The following is a 14624-nucleotide window of genomic DNA, read 5'->3' on the forward strand; positions in this document are numbered from 1 at the left end:
CTGATGGCCAGGTTCCTGAGGGAGGCCATGAGCCTGGGCGCGTTGCCGGTCCTTACCATTGATTTGTCCTCCAGGAAGACCACGTCCCGAACCCAGTGGAGGCGATTTTCTATGGTCCAGTGCCCACGGACCATGGTGTTCAGATCCGCTGCACTGGTAGTTTCTGCTGGCAGGGACGTGATGATGTAGACCGTTTCTACGCTCCACTTCGTGCCGTTGGTCCGGCGGGAGCGGCGGGTGATCTGCGCGGCCTGGGACGCATGGGGGAACAGGATGCCGGCGTCAATGGTGACGACCTTGATGGAGCGGGATCCTTTGCGGCCGTGTTTTTTGTAGGGCTGTTTGTTGCCGACGGGTACGTCTTTCCATGGCAGTTCCTTGAGTTGGCGCTGCAAGCTGCGCTGGTTTCCTTTCACGGTCATGATGTAGTGGGCACCACGTTTGATCAGGTATTCCGCGTGGGAGCGCTGGGTATGGAGTGCATCCATGGTGATGATCATGCCGAGGAGGTTCTTGATGGTGTCCAGCAGGTCCTCAAAGCGGGTGATCTCGTTGGTCTTGATGCCGATACTGACCTGCCCAAGGATGGTGCCGGTGGCGTGGTCAACGGCAGCCATCAAGTGCACCCGGTCCCCGCCACCGTTCTTGGCTCCCCGGACTTCTTTCCCGTCGATGGCAATGACCTTGGGCTTGACCTGGGCGATGACCCAGGCACCGAAAGCGGTATCGAAGACGTCCCCGTCGACCCTGGCCAAGACCCGCTGGATCGTGGTGACGTGGGGGACCTTGATTCCGGCCTTCGCCAAGGGTCCACGTCCGGTGTCGGCGGCCCATTCAGAAATTTCGGCGAAGGATTTGGCCCCGGTCAGCACCGCGCAGACCGCCAAGGCCAGGATCTCGGTCAGCCCGTGCCTGATGCCCCGTCGTTTTCGGGGGTCTGGGATCGAGTCCAGGACATCCCGCATCGTCCCGGGCGTCAACGAGGCCTTGGCCTGCTCGGGGACGGCCTCCAGTTGGCGGACAAGGGTCGTGATAGTGGAAGATGGCATGCGGGAACTCCTGTTGCACATGATTGGTCTGAACAATCACCATGTTTAACAGGGGTTCTCAATACTTAAAAGCTCGGCCCGGATCGTCTCACATTTTAAGACGCCAACGCCCCACTAACGACTTTGCATCAGCCCTGGTGACAGGGCAGCGAACTCTGCCTTGTATCAAATCGCTTTGGTACGTATGGCCAGTGATCCAATGACGAAAATCTAGGTTGCCAAGCGCACTGCCGACGGTAAGACGAAGAAGGAAATCCTGCGGTGCCTCAAACGTGCCATTGCCAGGGAAGTCTTTCACCTGCTCACCAACCCGCAACCGGTCATCCATGGCAAAGACCTCCGAGCCTTCCGCCTCGAAATTGGGCTCACTCTCACTGCCGCGGCGCAGTTCCTAGACAGCGATCTCAACCGCCTATCCAGACTCGAACGAGGTATCACCAAAGACCAGAAACGAGCCCTTGAATACCAAAAGTGGCTCACTGATTATTAGCAGCTGCAAACACTGAAAACACTCGCTTGACACCTAATACCAGCATCAACGCCGCACATCATTAGTACACCTCAAATGACGACCTCGAAGCACTGAGGATGCCCGGCAACGTAAATATGGATACCGAGTCGCCCTTCGCCCTATTGCTGATCGGCCAACCCACCTTGCGGCGACGATTAAATCTAGCGGTCATGGCCGCTCTGGACAAACGCATCGGCACACGGTTCACCATCGGCGGCATGAACGCCGATGACACCGGTGCATACATCAAGGGACACGTCGGCTTCGCCAGCCGATCTGATCCCATATTTTCCGAGGACACGATCACCGTCATCCATCTAGAATCCCGCGGCTATCCCCGCACCATCAACGACCTTGCCCTCGCCGCGCTCATGGCTACCCGCTCAACGAAAAGCGCGATCGTGGACCAGTCCGCAGCACAATCAGCGGTCAGTGAATTCAGCGAGTAACCTCTCCGGCAACACTGACGATCATGCAGCCACCATGGCCAGGAGCACCCCGCCAGGAAAATCCTGGCGGGGTGCTTTCATACCCAACTCGTCGTCAAACCCGGTGGCGGCCCCATCGTAAAATAGTGCGACGGTCAACACGTCCATGGTCTGATGCAGTCGTCTTTCTGCTGAAAGTATTCGATTCATGTCTCAGTGGTTCCTTATCAGGTGACGGTGAGCTGGGTGTACATGCCGGCGGCGTAATAGCCGGCGAGATTGCAGAACAACTCGTACTGCCCCGGCGCAAGGATAATGCTCACCAAGTCTGAGCCTCCGGGCACGATACCCTGGCCAGCGCCTTCTGCGCAGGTATTGGAGGCCTCCCCAAGACTGCCCGTTTCATCGATCTTCGCATTACCGCCGATCGGGCGTGCGCCCACAACTTGAGACTCGAGAAGGGGAAGAACGACCATTTCGTGGGTGATGCTACCCAGGTTCGTGACGAGAAAGGACACAGCCCCGTGTGCAACGGTAACCTGGTCTGCGTGCAAGCCCATGGCGCCACCGGTCATCGGTCCACCACCACCGCCCATCATGGGCCCGCCCATGTTCGTCAGGGCGACGTTCACTGTCATTCCAAAACGAATCGGCACCGTGCATGCCCGCTCTGGTGATCCCTGCCCGCCCGCGGTGAACTCGCCTCCCAGCGCGCCTATCGTCACCAGGGACCACCCGGCAAGAAGCAACGTTGCCAGAATCCCAAGGATCACCCATGCTCGGGACGACCACGCACTAACGGACATCATTCCGGTCGTCGAAGAGCGGCATGGCGGGCGAGGTATTCGCTTTCATCGATCTCCCCGCGGGCGAAACGCTCGTGCAGGATACGCTCGGCCTCGTAGTGTGAGGGGCGCATGTCGGGCGTTCCCTGGCCGGGGTGCGGGCGTCGAAGAAGAACCACGATGACGATCACCACCCCGCTCCAGAACAAAACCATCAGCACTGCCATCGCAATCCAGCCAGTCATTCCCCAGCTGTCGCCACCATATCCGTACATGGTCAAACCTCCGTTTACTTGAAAAGCTAGCGCGCCTCCCGCTCGGGAAATAGAGCCATAGGTCCTTTTCAAGCGAGCTGCCCCTCCGGTACGTGCCGCACTTCCAATGGGGCCCGTTCAGGTGCGCACAGGTCTGTCCATACCCGATCACCGTGGTTGATCTTTCAAAACGTTCCTCGCCACAAATGCCCCAGCAGGTGGACACGTGACATAGAACGTGAAGGAGGACGTGCGCGTTCATCCTGGAAGCACTCGGACATGCACTAGCCATCGCGGGCTCCATGGCATGGCAGATCCTCCGGCCACTCATGCTCGGATTCACCCTGCCAGGGGTGATCCAAGCAATCGTTCTCAAGGAACGAATCGTTGCCCTCATGCATGATGACTCCCCCGCTCCCTGACCATCGCAGCTGGCCTCGGCGCTGCGTCCTCGTCGTGCTCCCACGCGGCCTTCGCCCTCGCAAGGGCGTTGATTCGCACTGGCGTTGATTAGTACGGGCGCCAACTTCACTGCCGCGATGGCGTTCGAGATCGCCTCCACGAACCTGTTGCTCGAGCTCGGGCTCATTTTGACGTTCGTGATGGGCTGGCAGTTCACGCTGGCGGAGTTCGTCGGCGGCCCGCTCATCATCGTGTTCGTCGCCCTCGGATTCCGAGTGTGGATGCGTGGCAAGAATTGTGGAGACCGCCCGGACCCAAGCCGAGAAGGGCGTGGCTGGCTCCATAGAGGGCCACGCAGCGATGGACATGTCCATCACTGCAGAAGGTAGCTTCTGGAAGAGGCTGTTCTCCCGCGCTGGCATCACGTCAGTCTCGCGGTACTTCGTGATGGGTTGGGCGGCCATGCTCCGGGACATCCTGATCGGTTTGCTCATTGCAGGAGCATTCGCCGCCTGGTTGCCCAAACCCTGGCTGCAAGCGATCTTCTTCGTCCATGACCCAGCCCTGGCGTTCATCCTCGGGCCCCGATCGAACCGCTCATCGCGGTGGCCAGCTTTCTCTGCTCGGCAGGAAACGTGCCCCTTGCCGCGGTCCTGTGGAATGTCGGGATCAGCTTCGGTGGCGTCATCAGCTTCATTTTTGCTGACCTGATCATCATCCCGATCATCCTCTTCTACCGGAAGTACTGCGGGACGAAAGCGGCACTACACCTCACCGCGATCTTCTACGCGGCCATAGTGCTCGCCGGTTACGTCGTCGAGCTGATCTTCACGCCCCTGCACCTGGTCCCCCGCAACCGGCACCTCTCGATCATCGACGCTGGCATCAGCTGGGACTACACCACCTGGCTGAACATCGCTTTCATCCTCATTGGGCTGGCGTTGCTCGTAGTGTTCTTCCGCAGCAACTCAGACAGCTTGCTCACAATGATGGGTGGCTCACCCGACTCTGGACACGATCACACCGGAGAGGACCACTCCAACGACGGCCACCCCATGGACCACCACACCAGCCACCAAAACCACGCACCTCGAACCACGGACCTGCGCTGCCCAGCCCGGCCCGGCCCGGATCAATCGTGATCGCCACACTTTCGGGCGTGGTGGCCAGCCTTTTCGATGTCTCCAAGCTCTACACCATGCTCCTTGAGATGGGACAGGTTCCGAGGTTGCTGGGCTGGGAGTCGTCTTCTTCCTGGTAAGGGGCATCGGGATCCACTGGGGAATAATCCGGTATGTGCTCAGCGAGGTCCACGCCAAAAGATGGATCCCTTGGGTTGCGATCGCGCTCGACGTCACCGCACTGGTTCCCTTCCTCGTACTCTCAGAGCATGCTCGGATTCGTTCACCGTGGTCATCACCGCCGCGGCGGACACGATCAGCGTCGTCACGCGGCGCCTGTTTATGCGCCCCGTGACCATGCCAGCACCGACACTCCCCAGACTGCGGATCAACGACACCGCCATGAGATGGACGAGTGCAACTCCACCACCTCCCGGGTCGGAGCCACAGCATTTGCCAGCGATGAGTACTGAGAGGTTATTGGCCATGACCTATCCAAGACCTCAGCAGAACGGTAGGCCGAAAATTCGCCATCGTGCCGCACCAGAAGTCCCCGTACCCCGGCTCCTTGTGCAAAGTTCGCAAAGACTCTCCACCGTCAAACCCACGGACCGGCTGCCCTACTCTCATCCCTCCCCATTCCTGTCTGCATATGCAGGGGAGTCACACAAAAAGGCCTCCTATCACCTTGACCAATATACCCCCATGGGGTATATTGAGTTTGTTGTTAGTGAAGTAGTTTGTCTCGGCTGAGGAGCATTCCGGCCGCCACTGCCGTTCAACCCCAACACATCATTCATCCTCGTTCGAAGGAATTGGCTGACATGTGTGGAACTAATATCCGTAACGACCTCAACCTGACCCCAGCCACTGATACCGGCTGTAAGTGCTGCTCCCCCGACCCAACAGCCGTGGTGTCAGCGCCCGCGGTTACTGTCGAAGCTGCCAGAACGAGGTATGCCCTGGAGGGTCTGACGTGCCGGCATTGCGTAGAAACTTTGGAAGCGGCTGTCTCAGCCGTGCCGGAAGTGGATTCGGCCATTGTTGAACTGGTGGCCGGCGGCATCTCTACACTGTCCGGCATCGGTGGCGCCAGCCGGGAATCGGTGCGAGCCGCCGTCGAAAGCGCCGGGTACTCCCTGACCCGAAGCTAACCAGCTGCCGGTTATTTCTGCACCGCCGAGCAAGGAGAGTCATGGAGAAGCACAGCAACCCCACCGGCCACCAATCAACCGGCACTGCACCGGAAGAGGGCGACCACCCCGGCGCAAGTCCCACCATGATGGGTCACTCCTCGATGGAACATGCCGGCATGGATCATGATGACCATGCAGTGCACAGTGAGGGTCAACACGCTGGGCACAGCACGGCCATGTTTAAGAACCGCTTCTGGCTGACCTTGATCCTGTCCATCCCTGTCGTGTTCTTCAGTCCCATGTTCGGGCACCTCCTGGGTTACACCGTCCCGGCCTTCCCCGGTTCGGCTTGGATCCCGCCACTGTTGGGTACCGTGATCTTCTTCTACGGAGGTCAGCCATTCCTCAAGGGTGGGTGGCAGGAAATCAAGTCCCGCCAGCCGGCCATGATGCTGCTGATCTCCATGGCCATCACGGTCGCCTTTATTGCGTCTTGGGTGACGAGCCTGGGCATTGGCGGATTCGATTTGGACTTTTGGTGGGAACTGGCCCTGCTGGTGGCCATCATGCTGCTGGGACACTGGATCGAAATGCGTGCGCTCGGCTCGGCCCGAGGTGCCCTTGACGCCCTCGCCGCTCTATTGCCTGATGAGGCCGAGCGCGTGATCGATGGCGGCACGGAAACCATCAGCATCGCAGAACTGAATCCCGGCGATATTGTTCTGGTCCGCCCCGGTGCCAGGTTGCCCGCTGACGGCGAAATCACGGACGGATCCGCTGAAGTAGACGAGTCTATGATCACCGGCGAATCCAAGACCATCCCCAGGACCGTTGGCGACCCCGTGGTGGCAGGCACCGTTGCCACCGATAATTCCCTGCGGGTGAAAGTGACCGCTGTCGGCGATGACACAGCGTTGGCGGGGATTCAGCGGCTGGTGGCCGAGGCCCAATCCTCCACGTCCCGGGCACAGGCCCTGGCCGACCGTGCCGCCGCGTTTTTGTTCTACTTCGCCGCCGGGTCCGGCGTCATCACCTTCATCGTTTGGTCACTGCTGGGCAGCATTCCTGATGCCGTCACCCGCACGGTGACAGTGCTCGTCATTGCCTGCCCCCACGCTCTGGGCCTTGCCATCCCCTTGGTCATTGCCATCTCCACCGAACGCGCAGCCAAGGCAGGGGTGTTGATCAAGGACAGGATGGCACTGGAGCGGATGCGCACCATCGATGTGGTCCTCTTCGACAAGACCGGAACCCTGACCAAGGGTGAGCCTGCACTGACCGACGTCACGGCCGTTGAAGGACTGAGCACAGATGAGCTGCTGGCCCTGGCCGCCGCCGTGGAATCCGATAGTGAACACCCCGTGGCGCGCGCCATCATCGCGGCCGCGAACAAGACCGGCACACCAGCCATCGCTGCCACAGGTTTCCAATCGATGACCGGCCGCGGCGTCCAGGCCACTATTGACGGTTCCCCTGTAGCCGTCGGCGGTCCGGCACTGCTGAAGGAACTCGGACTGGCCGTACCTGAGCGGATCAAGACCGCAACAACGCGGTGGATGGACCGAGGGGCCTCGATTCTGCACGTCATCAAAGACGGTGCCGTGATCGGCGCTGTCGCGCTGGAAGATGAAGTGCGTGAGGAATCCCGACAGGCCGTCCACGCCCTGCAATCCCGCGGCATCAAAGTCGCCATGATCACCGGTGATGCCCAGCAAGTCGCCGACACCGTGGCCACCGAACTCGGTATCGATGAGGTCTTTGCCGAAGTCTTGCCCCAAGACAAGGACCAGAAAGTGACCGAGCTCCAAGGCCGCGGGATGAAGGTGGCTATGGTCGGTGACGGCGTCAATGACGCACCAGCCCTGGCCAGAGCAGAAGTCGGCATCGCGATCGGCGCCGGAACGGACGTCGCCATGGAATCAGCCGGGGTGATCTTGGCTGGCAATGATCCACGAGCGGTACTCTCCGCCGTGGATCTCTCTAAAGCGAGCTACCGCAAGATGTGGCAAAACTTGATCTGGGCCACCGGCTACAACATCATCTCCGTCCCAATGGCTGCAGGAGTGCTCGCCGGCGTCGGCTTCGTGCTCTCACCAGCGGCCGGGGCAGTGCTTATGTCCTTGTCCACCATCGTCGTGGCACTAAACGCCCAACTACTGCGCCGACTCAAGCTCAACCCAGTCGACGCGAGCTAGCACAAGGCTCACCGGAACCGCCCAGGACGCTCCGTTACACTACATTACGACTGTCACCGCCAAGGCACGAGAAAGGATCCCGCCATGAAAGCCTCAAGCACGCTGCGACTACCGGGATCCTTGCTGCGCTGGGTAGGTTTAATCACGCTGGCGGTTGCTATCGTGAGCGGCATTCTGGGCATGCACATAGTCGGCAACGCACAAGCTACACCGATGGCGTCCGTGCACAACAGCAGTGCTGGCACCTCAGTAGCCGCCGACGGGACAGAAGCTCCTGCAGCCGCACACCGGGCAACGTCACTAACCATGTCAGCCGCCGACCATGCCGAGGTTGCGGCAGTGACCTCCCCCCACGGGAACATGAATGTGTGTGGATGTTCACCCTTGGGATGCGAGATGCCCATGGCAGGCCACGGAGCTTGCATCCCCTTCGCCGGGGCGTGGACGCCAGCGGCCCCGCAACCGGGCCTCGTGCCCGATCCTGCCGCTGGGCCCACCATCTCGGGCCATGAGGGATACAAATGCGCAGGGCACATCCCTGACCCTCCTTCCTTGACTCAACTCTGCATCAGCAGGACGTAAACCGTTCGACTCTGACCTGTCACACTGTGACGGGTCCTCGTTAACGCACCCCACCGAGGGTGACGTCCATCTGTAGTGAAAACTTTGAGTTGAGGACTGTTTACTATGAAGAAAATTCTGACGATTTCCGCCACCGCCCTGGCCGCCGTTACTGCTCTGTCCGGTTGTTCCACCAGCGCCGATGCAGGCTCCATGGAAGGCATGGACCACGGCAGCTCGGCCATATCCACCGCGCAATCCCCCGCTATCGGCGCTGATCACAATGCAGCAGATACGATGTTCGCCCAAATGATGCTGCCTCACCACTCCCAGGCAGTGGAGATGAGTGACATCATGCTCGCAAAGCCCGGCTTGGACGCAAAAATCATAGCTTTGGCCAAGGGTATTAAGGCCGCCCAGGCCCCGGAGATCAGCACTATGACAGACTACTTGAGCGCGTGGGGTGAACCCACCACCATGACGGGCGATCACGCCATGGCCGGCATGATGACCAGCGCCGACTTGGACAAGCTCAAGGCAGCTCAAGGCATCGAAGCGGCAAGAATGTTCCTGGTCCAGATGACCGCTCACCACGAAGGGGCCCTGGAAATGGCCAAGACAGAAGTCACCGGTGGTAAGAACGCCGACGCCGTCACCTTGGCCAAGTTAATTGTTTCCAGCCAAGAAGCTGAAATCAAGGACATGAAAAAGCTGCTGGCAGCTCTCTAGAAGACCGACCGCACCAACCACAGCCTTCCCCTCTTGCCTTGGAGACCCCTGATGACCCCTCGAACTCTCTTTTCGCGTCCCCGCCTTCCACTGCTCGGTGCGGCCCTGCTCCTGCCACTAGCTCTGTTTGGCTGCACACCAGCGACGACCTCTGCAGTTACTCCCGAACCGGTGCCAGCTTCTGCCGGGCATGTCCACGGAATCTCTGTGGATCCTGTATCCATGCAGATCCTGCTCGCCACCCACGACGGTCTCTACGACGCCACGGGCAAAACCCCCGTCAAAATTGGTACTGAGACCATTGACCTGATGGGATTCACCGCAACTGCAGACGCTAAGGCCTTCTATGCCTCCGGGCACCCCGGCCCCGGATCGACACTGCCTGAGCCCGTGGGTCTGATCCGTTCCTTGGATGCCGGCAAAACCTGGGAACCTCTCTCACGTGGAGGCCAGTCCGACTTCCATGCTCTCAGCAGCACTGATCACGGGCTCGTCGCCTTTGACGGGAAATTGCGTACCAGCGCCGACGGCCTCACATGGGCAACATCGACGGCGAGCTTTACCCCGGCAGTATTGGCCGGAAACCCGGCCACCTCAATAGTCTTGGCCACCACCCAAGAAGGCTTGCAACGCTCCACCGACAGCGGGAAAACCTGGAGCGCAGTCCCTGGTGCCCCGCTGATGCAGTTCGTGTCCTTCGCCGCCGAATCTGGTAAGGCGGGGCCGGCCCCCACGCATGTGGTAGGTATCGCACCGGACGGAAACGTCCACGTCTCCACCGATGCCGGGCTGACATGGACTCCCGCTGGGAAGGTTGAGGGGCAGGTACAAGCCGTGACAGCATTGGCCGGTACAGCCGGTATACCCGGGATCTGGGTGGCCACAGCTGAAGGCGTTCAAAGCTCCTCCGACGGCGGAGCCACCTTCGCCCCGGCAGTACCCTAGCGCCGTGGGTATCGGGGAATTCTTCGCCACCAACGTCACCGACAATCGTAGCTGCGATTCAGGCGCCAAACGGAGTCAACAATCACACGCTTCGGGATGCGACACTTACCACTGCAAAAAAGTGCGCCATTTAGCTTTGAAAAATCACAGCTGAGCTCGATTCGTTCCGGTTGAGGTTCTCCTGCGGGCAAACCCAATCGACCTCACAGTCACGGTTGCCTCAGACGAAGCGACCAACCTGTGGTAGACCGGCGATCTGGATGATGAGCTCCATTCCTCACGGCTATACGGCGTGCTGCTCCCCGCAGGGTCCTGCGAGACAAGCCTACATGGGGCTCGTTTTGCGGGCCACGGCGGTCGACTTTACCCCATATCAGGACCGGAGATCTGCGCTGGGCCACTGGTGCGGCTCAGACGCCGTCGATGACGAGCACCGCCAGGACACTGCTCAGGGTGGTAGCGCCGAAGCATCCGAGCCAACATTGCTCCACGGAAGGAACCTCTCGATGTTCACGCCGATCGCCGATCTTCCCGAGACCACCGTGGGCTTTACTGCGCACGGCAAGACCCAGGCCCGGACTACAACAACACGCTGGTCCCGGCCATCGAGGCTCTCATCGCCCGCACAGTCGCGGCGCGTGTGCTGTTGGTGCAGGGTCCTGATTGGGACGTATAAACGGCCGGGGCAATGTTCGACGACGTCAAGCTGGGGATTGAACGCCTCAAGGCCTGGGAACGCTTCGCCATTGTCTCCTATGCCGCATGGGTCCATCACGTGGCCAAGGTATTCGGTTTGCTGATGCCCGGCGGGGTGCGTGCAGTCACCATCTCAGACCTTGAGGTGGCCACGGCCTGGGTCGCCGGTTGAAGAATCATCGGTTATGGCTCCAGCCCGTTCATGCCGGGGACGACGGCATTCAAGGAGTCTCTTAGTATTCGGTCGTTGCCAACGCTATTCTCTGAGCAAGCCCCAGCGCCACCTAGTCATGGACGCCACACCACGATCACCTCTGAGCTGACCGCACAGCCGTCAGTATCTCGCGGTGACGCGCTGTCCACTGGTCGTGATCGAGGACGTCGAGCGGCTCGATCGGTCGGCAACCTCCGAGCAGAGGGGGAGGCAAGAGGACACACACGTCCGAGCATCGGACACCCAGCAGGACGCGCGGCCAGTCACCGGCCTGATGCTGGCCAGGCAAAGAAACACCGCCGGTGTCAGGACCCGGTGCGTATAGTCCAACCCCCGATGCGGATCGTGCGTGACCTCAGGTCGTGCACGTACTCTGCGATGAACCGACTGGCTGGCGCGTCCCCCAGCGGCAATGGCAGTTCTCCGTCAATGCGGGGCACCGAGGCGCACCCGCCCCATAGCCGAAGCTGCAAGGCCGCGAGGAGAACACGCTGACCAGGATTTACCAGCAAGCTCTTCAGCATGATCCGGGGAGCGCTCAGTCCGCTCTCGGCGCCTTCGCCCCGATGACATGCACGACGAACTCTCTGACTCTCCCACCCTCGGAGTCGAAGACGTGCTAAAAGATTCCGGCTAACTAGGGATCTGGCCCTCCGGTTCGACACCGCACCAAGGCACGTGAGCACTGCCACAAATGCCGCCTAAGCGCTTGCTCCCACTGCGCTGAGGTGCGCGCCGTTGAGACTGATCACTGCTGCGTAATGCGTATCTTTGTGTGTATCTACTCGCGGGATGATTTGTGCCATGGCCTGTTCCCCATCCTTCCAATCTGCCTACACTTGAAATTTGGCGATCGGGCTGGCAGACAAGACGTTGACGAGATCACTGGCTGCGCTCAAGTTCCCATAAGGGTCATACCTGCTTAACCACCACCCTCTTGGGGTACTCGGCGAGCAGACAGATCAGATTCAAGACAAACTCCACCAGGAGCCATCAGTCTCACATAGGGTCATGCCCGGCAAAACACCTGTTATCAGTATCGACATCTTAAGTTGTCGACTTGATCGTCGTCACCGTCAGGCCAACCGGACGTCCCTATCCGCCCGATCAACGCCACGACCAAATCCGGATTCGGTACAAGCATCCAATTAGTGGCTTCTTCTATGGAATCACTATATAGGCTGGACCAACTCGTGACTTAGCGAATGTTCCACAACGAAAGACGGTCCAACTCACGCTTCTCGTGGGACCACAGTCGCCATCCCAGTCAAGGTTCGGCTCTTGGGCGGCACCATCACCACAATTGCCCCGCCACTGGGCACCGTTCCTTCTCGCCGGTAAGAACTCACCCTCCGGTGGATGGGGACCGCACTCCACCTCTGCAAGGCAGCGGCGGAGGCGGCTTCGTCCAGATCAACAGTGGTGTTGAAGATTCGGCGAAATCGTCCCGTGGACCGGTGGTAGGAGTTCGTCTATTCTTTTTCTTCGAGTTTCAGCGCAACACCCAGGGCAAAGAACGTCGGCGCCCAATGTCCAATGAAAATTCCCCAGCGGTCCGATTGGGCCTTGGAATGGTCCTTCTTTGTACGGCTGATCAACCACGATCCCAAGGACAAGGCGATGGAAGCGAATCCACCGGCGTACGCGTATTCGCTCTTGATACCTGCGTTGTGCAACATCTCAATCATGGCAACTCCCTCACATGGTTAGTCTCGAACAATTTGACTCTGTCACAAGTCACCACGAATCTGAAGAGCTTGAACCTGCGGTATGACCCAGGTTTGTCTTCCAACCACGGCTCCCACCACCAACGCAGGCGCGGCACGGCACTTTGCTGCCCAGACGTGGACGGGGAATTCCGGCGCAGGAAGAATCATCCAGGGCCGTCTTCAGCGCCGATGGGAACTTGCTGGCTCATTCCCATCGAGACCAGTTATTGGTGGCTTCCGCGGTCGCCGCCCACGGCCCCTGCGAAGTGCATCAGCATCTGGCGTGGCTTTTAGGTACTGATGATGTTATTCATTCTTTCAGTGGCCCTCTTACCTTGGCCGTCGATGCCTGCGGGTTTTCGGACACAGAGGTGGCGCCGCACTGAAGGTGCGGCGCCACTGGAAAAGCCCGGCCAACGTTCCCCGGGGGCTTACTTGTCGAAGACGTCCTTAGCGGCATCTTTAAGATGCTCACCGGCTTGCTTGGTCTTCGCCGCGCCCTGATCCGCGGCGCCTTCGGCTTGAAGTTTCTCATTGTCCGTGGCATTTCCTACTGCTTCTTTGGCCTTGCCGGTGGCTTCTTGTGCTTTGTTGCCGATCTTATCTCCGAGACCCATGAGGTCCTCCTTAGCTAACCAGTCCAACAGTTACCCCACTAATTCTAGCCACGGTAACTGGGATTTACATAGAGATACCACCTCGCGCAATCACGGAATGATCCTCGCATTGTGAGGGTACTGCAGGTGCTGTCAGCAAGAACCATCCCACCCAAAGTGACCCCGCAGGACCGCGAAATGGTTCGTCTGAAACGGACAGCCCCACCTTCGGTGAGCATGGTCCTGCCTATATACGGGAGAAAGTGGGCATTTTTCTTTACATCCCAATGACAAAGCCCCTCCTGCGTGCGGGGGGTGCCCTTTTAGGCGTGGCTTCGGTGGCTGCATCCGGTGATCGCACCGTGGGCAACGGCCACAACTAGACCACCGGCTATGGCCAGAATCCACGAGCCCAGATTGGTTGTGTCCCATGAAGTGGTCTAGTTTCCTGTTTTGTTCACATTTTTCAACTGCCGGGCGGGATATCCACGGAAATGCGAAATTTTTCGGCTTTGGCTGCATTGAGAGATCCAACGATTAAGAATGGTCCGAACCTCTGGACTTGTTCGATGAAGGGCGGGATGCGGTGGGCCGTCTTGGCTACCTCCGAACCTAATTCACCTGGCAGTGCGTTCGGCGGGACTCACGATGCGTTTCCTGGTGGCCAAGTTCCCGGGGGCATTATTGCCTTGTCCCGTTCCATTTCCGAACCCAAGACTCACAACGACCAGGCGCGTGAAAACCTGGGCAGACTCCAAACATGACTGTGTCCTCAAGTTTAGAACACAGTCATGATGGGCGATTAGAACGGCTTGGTGGGCAGGTATTTACCGTCGAGGGTGATCACCGCGCGTGAACCGCCATCGGGGTCTTCGACCTTTTTAATGTCAAGTTTGAAGTTGATGGCACTGATGATGCCGTCAACGAACTGTTCATGGACCAAGGCCTTCAGAGTGGAGCCGTAAACCTGCAGCATTTCGTAGAATCGGTAAATAGTGGGGTCAGTCAGGATACCGCCGGGAATGCTGCCGCGCAGCGGAATGGTCTGCAGCAGCATGACGGCGTCTTCGCCCAGCCCGAGCCGTTCAGCGACGACTTCCGCAGCGGTCTCAGGCAAAGGATGCTGCCCAAGCAATGCGGCGGTGACGAAGGCAAGACTCAGCCCCGTGCCATCGGTCAGTTCCTGCCGGGAGAGGTTCTTGCGCATCTTAGCGTCGATGATGGCGGCGGTCAGTGCTTCGCGTGGAGCCTGGGTGTTCTGGAAATGAATCATGATGTTTTACCTTTTCGGTG

General features: G+C 59.4%; 17 protein-coding genes and 1 pseudogene. 10 read left to right on the forward strand and 8 right to left on the reverse strand.

Features of this window, described 5'->3' with window-relative positions:
• Window positions 1–38: 38 nt before the first annotated feature.
• Window positions 39–1070 (reverse strand): annotated as a pseudogene (locus AOC05_RS08470) (ISAs1 family transposase); the annotation flags it as partial.
• Between the two features lie 567 nt (window positions 1071–1637).
• Between AOC05_RS08470 and AOC05_RS08475 the strand changes: the two are divergent.
• Window positions 1638–2009, forward strand: coding sequence for a hypothetical protein (locus tag AOC05_RS08475; protein WP_082357862.1), 372 nt, complete (start codon window positions 1638–1640; stop codon window positions 2007–2009).
• A 21-nt stretch (window positions 2010–2030) separates the two neighbouring features.
• On the opposite strand, the gene AOC05_RS19390 is transcribed toward AOC05_RS08475, so the two are convergent.
• The 3 genes from AOC05_RS19390 to AOC05_RS08485 are packed head-to-tail and all read right to left on the reverse strand — an operon-like array spanning window position 2031 to window position 3048.
• The gene (locus AOC05_RS19390; protein WP_154605549.1) at window positions 2031–2198 is read right to left on the reverse strand and encodes a hypothetical protein; all 168 of its coding nucleotides are present in this window, start codon (window positions 2196–2198) and stop codon (window positions 2031–2033) included.
• Between the two features lie 17 nt (window positions 2199–2215).
• Window positions 2216–2761, reverse strand: a complete 546-nt coding sequence (locus AOC05_RS08480; RefSeq protein ID WP_231687205.1) for a hypothetical protein — start codon at window positions 2759–2761, stop codon at window positions 2216–2218.
• 32 nt (window positions 2762–2793) lie between these two features.
• Window positions 2794–3048, reverse strand: a complete 255-nt coding sequence (locus tag AOC05_RS08485) for an SHOCT domain-containing protein (RefSeq protein WP_062006850.1) — start codon at window positions 3046–3048, stop codon at window positions 2794–2796.
• Window positions 3049–3566: 518 nt separating this feature from the next.
• On the opposite strand from AOC05_RS08485, the gene AOC05_RS20775 reads away from it, so the two are divergent.
• From AOC05_RS20775 to AOC05_RS20420, 3 genes are all read left to right on the forward strand, one after another.
• Complete coding sequence (locus tag AOC05_RS20775) at window positions 3567–3818, forward strand: permease (RefSeq protein WP_197277918.1); 252 nt, start codon at window positions 3567–3569, stop codon at window positions 3816–3818.
• A 246-nt stretch (window positions 3819–4064) separates the two neighbouring features.
• Entirely contained in the window at window positions 4065–4571 is a 507-nt protein-coding gene (locus AOC05_RS19750; RefSeq protein WP_231687206.1) for a permease, read from the forward strand.
• Window positions 4568–4690, forward strand: a complete 123-nt coding sequence (locus AOC05_RS20420; protein WP_257720360.1) for a hypothetical protein — start codon at window positions 4568–4570, stop codon at window positions 4688–4690. The genes AOC05_RS19750 and AOC05_RS20420 overlap by 4 nt, the downstream gene beginning before the upstream one ends.
• Before the next feature lie 93 nt (window positions 4691–4783).
• Here AOC05_RS20420 and AOC05_RS19395 read toward each other — a convergent pair whose 3' ends face one another.
• The gene (locus tag AOC05_RS19395; RefSeq protein WP_157374944.1) at window positions 4784–5038 is read right to left on the reverse strand and encodes a hypothetical protein; all 255 of its coding nucleotides are present in this window, start codon (window positions 5036–5038) and stop codon (window positions 4784–4786) included.
• Window positions 5039–5374: 336 nt separating this feature from the next.
• On the opposite strand from AOC05_RS19395, the gene AOC05_RS18860 reads away from it, so the two are divergent.
• The 6 genes from AOC05_RS18860 to AOC05_RS08510 all read left to right on the forward strand — a co-directional run bounded on the left by AOC05_RS18860 (window position 5375) and on the right by AOC05_RS08510 (window position 10984).
• Window positions 5375–5704 carry a heavy-metal-associated domain-containing protein gene (locus AOC05_RS18860; RefSeq protein WP_082357863.1) on the forward strand — a complete coding sequence of 110 codons (330 nt, stop codon included), beginning with the start codon at window positions 5375–5377 and terminating at the stop codon, window positions 5702–5704.
• 41 nt (window positions 5705–5745) lie between these two features.
• Window positions 5746–7881 carry a copper-translocating P-type ATPase gene (locus AOC05_RS08495; protein ID WP_062006851.1) on the forward strand — a complete coding sequence of 712 codons (2136 nt, stop codon included), beginning with the start codon at window positions 5746–5748 and terminating at the stop codon, window positions 7879–7881.
• An 84-nt stretch (window positions 7882–7965) separates the two neighbouring features.
• Window positions 7966–8463 carry a hypothetical protein gene (locus tag AOC05_RS19400; protein WP_154605551.1) on the forward strand — a complete coding sequence of 166 codons (498 nt, stop codon included), beginning with the start codon at window positions 7966–7968 and terminating at the stop codon, window positions 8461–8463.
• Window positions 8464–8568: 105 nt separating this feature from the next.
• A complete protein-coding gene (locus tag AOC05_RS08500; RefSeq protein WP_062006852.1) occupies window positions 8569–9171 on the forward strand; it encodes a DUF305 domain-containing protein in 603 nt (200 codons plus the stop codon).
• Window positions 9172–9222: 51 nt separating this feature from the next.
• A complete protein-coding gene (locus AOC05_RS08505) occupies window positions 9223–10116 on the forward strand; it encodes a F510_1955 family glycosylhydrolase (protein WP_062006853.1) in 894 nt (297 codons plus the stop codon).
• A gap of 688 nt (window positions 10117–10804) precedes the next feature.
• On the forward strand, window positions 10805–10984 hold the full coding sequence (locus tag AOC05_RS08510; protein ID WP_062006854.1) for an STAS/SEC14 domain-containing protein: 180 nt from the start codon (window positions 10805–10807) through the stop codon (window positions 10982–10984).
• Between the two features lie 1514 nt (window positions 10985–12498).
• Here the strand turns inward: AOC05_RS08510 and AOC05_RS08520 are convergent.
• The 3 genes from AOC05_RS08520 to cynS form a co-directional block, all read right to left on the reverse strand.
• Window positions 12499–12714: a hypothetical protein gene (locus AOC05_RS08520; RefSeq protein ID WP_062006856.1), complete on the reverse strand. Its 216-nt coding sequence runs from the start codon at window positions 12712–12714 to the stop codon at window positions 12499–12501.
• 452 nt (window positions 12715–13166) lie between these two features.
• The gene (locus AOC05_RS08525) at window positions 13167–13352 is read right to left on the reverse strand and encodes a CsbD family protein (RefSeq protein ID WP_062006857.1); all 186 of its coding nucleotides are present in this window, start codon (window positions 13350–13352) and stop codon (window positions 13167–13169) included.
• 781 nt (window positions 13353–14133) lie between these two features.
• Window positions 14134–14604, reverse strand: coding sequence for a cyanase (gene cynS, locus AOC05_RS08535; protein WP_062006859.1), 471 nt, complete (start codon window positions 14602–14604; stop codon window positions 14134–14136).
• Between the last annotated feature and the right edge of the window lie 20 nt (window positions 14605–14624).

The organism is Arthrobacter alpinus, assembly GCF_001294625.1.
In the GTDB taxonomy this organism is placed as follows: Bacteria; Actinomycetota; Actinomycetes; order Actinomycetales; family Micrococcaceae; genus Specibacter; species Specibacter alpinus_A.

Excerpts from the sequence above, each read along its gene's own strand:
- AOC05_RS08495 (WP_062006851.1), top strand. The coding sequence starts at position 5,746 with ATGGAGAAGCACAGCAACCCCACCGGCCACCAATCAACCGGCACTGCA.
- AOC05_RS19390 (WP_154605549.1), bottom strand. The coding sequence starts at position 2,198 with ATGAATCGAATACTTTCAGCAGAAAGACGACTGCATCAGACCATGGAC.
- AOC05_RS08475 (WP_082357862.1), top strand. The coding sequence starts at position 1,638 with ATGCCCGGCAACGTAAATATGGATACCGAGTCGCCCTTCGCCCTATTG.
- AOC05_RS18860 (WP_082357863.1), top strand. The coding sequence starts at position 5,375 with ATGTGTGGAACTAATATCCGTAACGACCTCAACCTGACCCCAGCCACT.
- AOC05_RS19395 (WP_157374944.1), bottom strand. The coding sequence starts at position 5,038 with ATGGCCAATAACCTCTCAGTACTCATCGCTGGCAAATGCTGTGGCTCC.
- AOC05_RS08500 (WP_062006852.1), top strand. The coding sequence starts at position 8,569 with ATGAAGAAAATTCTGACGATTTCCGCCACCGCCCTGGCCGCCGTTACT.
- AOC05_RS08520 (WP_062006856.1), bottom strand. The coding sequence starts at position 12,714 with ATGATTGAGATGTTGCACAACGCAGGTATCAAGAGCGAATACGCGTAC.
- AOC05_RS08485 (WP_062006850.1), bottom strand. The coding sequence starts at position 3,048 with ATGTACGGATATGGTGGCGACAGCTGGGGAATGACTGGCTGGATTGCG.
- AOC05_RS08525 (WP_062006857.1), bottom strand. The coding sequence starts at position 13,352 with ATGGGTCTCGGAGATAAGATCGGCAACAAAGCACAAGAAGCCACCGGC.
- AOC05_RS08505 (WP_062006853.1), top strand. The coding sequence starts at position 9,223 with ATGACCCCTCGAACTCTCTTTTCGCGTCCCCGCCTTCCACTGCTCGGT.
- AOC05_RS19400 (WP_154605551.1), top strand. The coding sequence starts at position 7,966 with ATGAAAGCCTCAAGCACGCTGCGACTACCGGGATCCTTGCTGCGCTGG.
- AOC05_RS08510 (WP_062006854.1), top strand. The coding sequence starts at position 10,805 with ATGTTCGACGACGTCAAGCTGGGGATTGAACGCCTCAAGGCCTGGGAA.
- cynS (WP_062006859.1), bottom strand. The coding sequence starts at position 14,604 with ATGATTCATTTCCAGAACACCCAGGCTCCACGCGAAGCACTGACCGCC.
- AOC05_RS20775 (WP_197277918.1), top strand. The coding sequence starts at position 3,567 with ATGGCGTTCGAGATCGCCTCCACGAACCTGTTGCTCGAGCTCGGGCTC.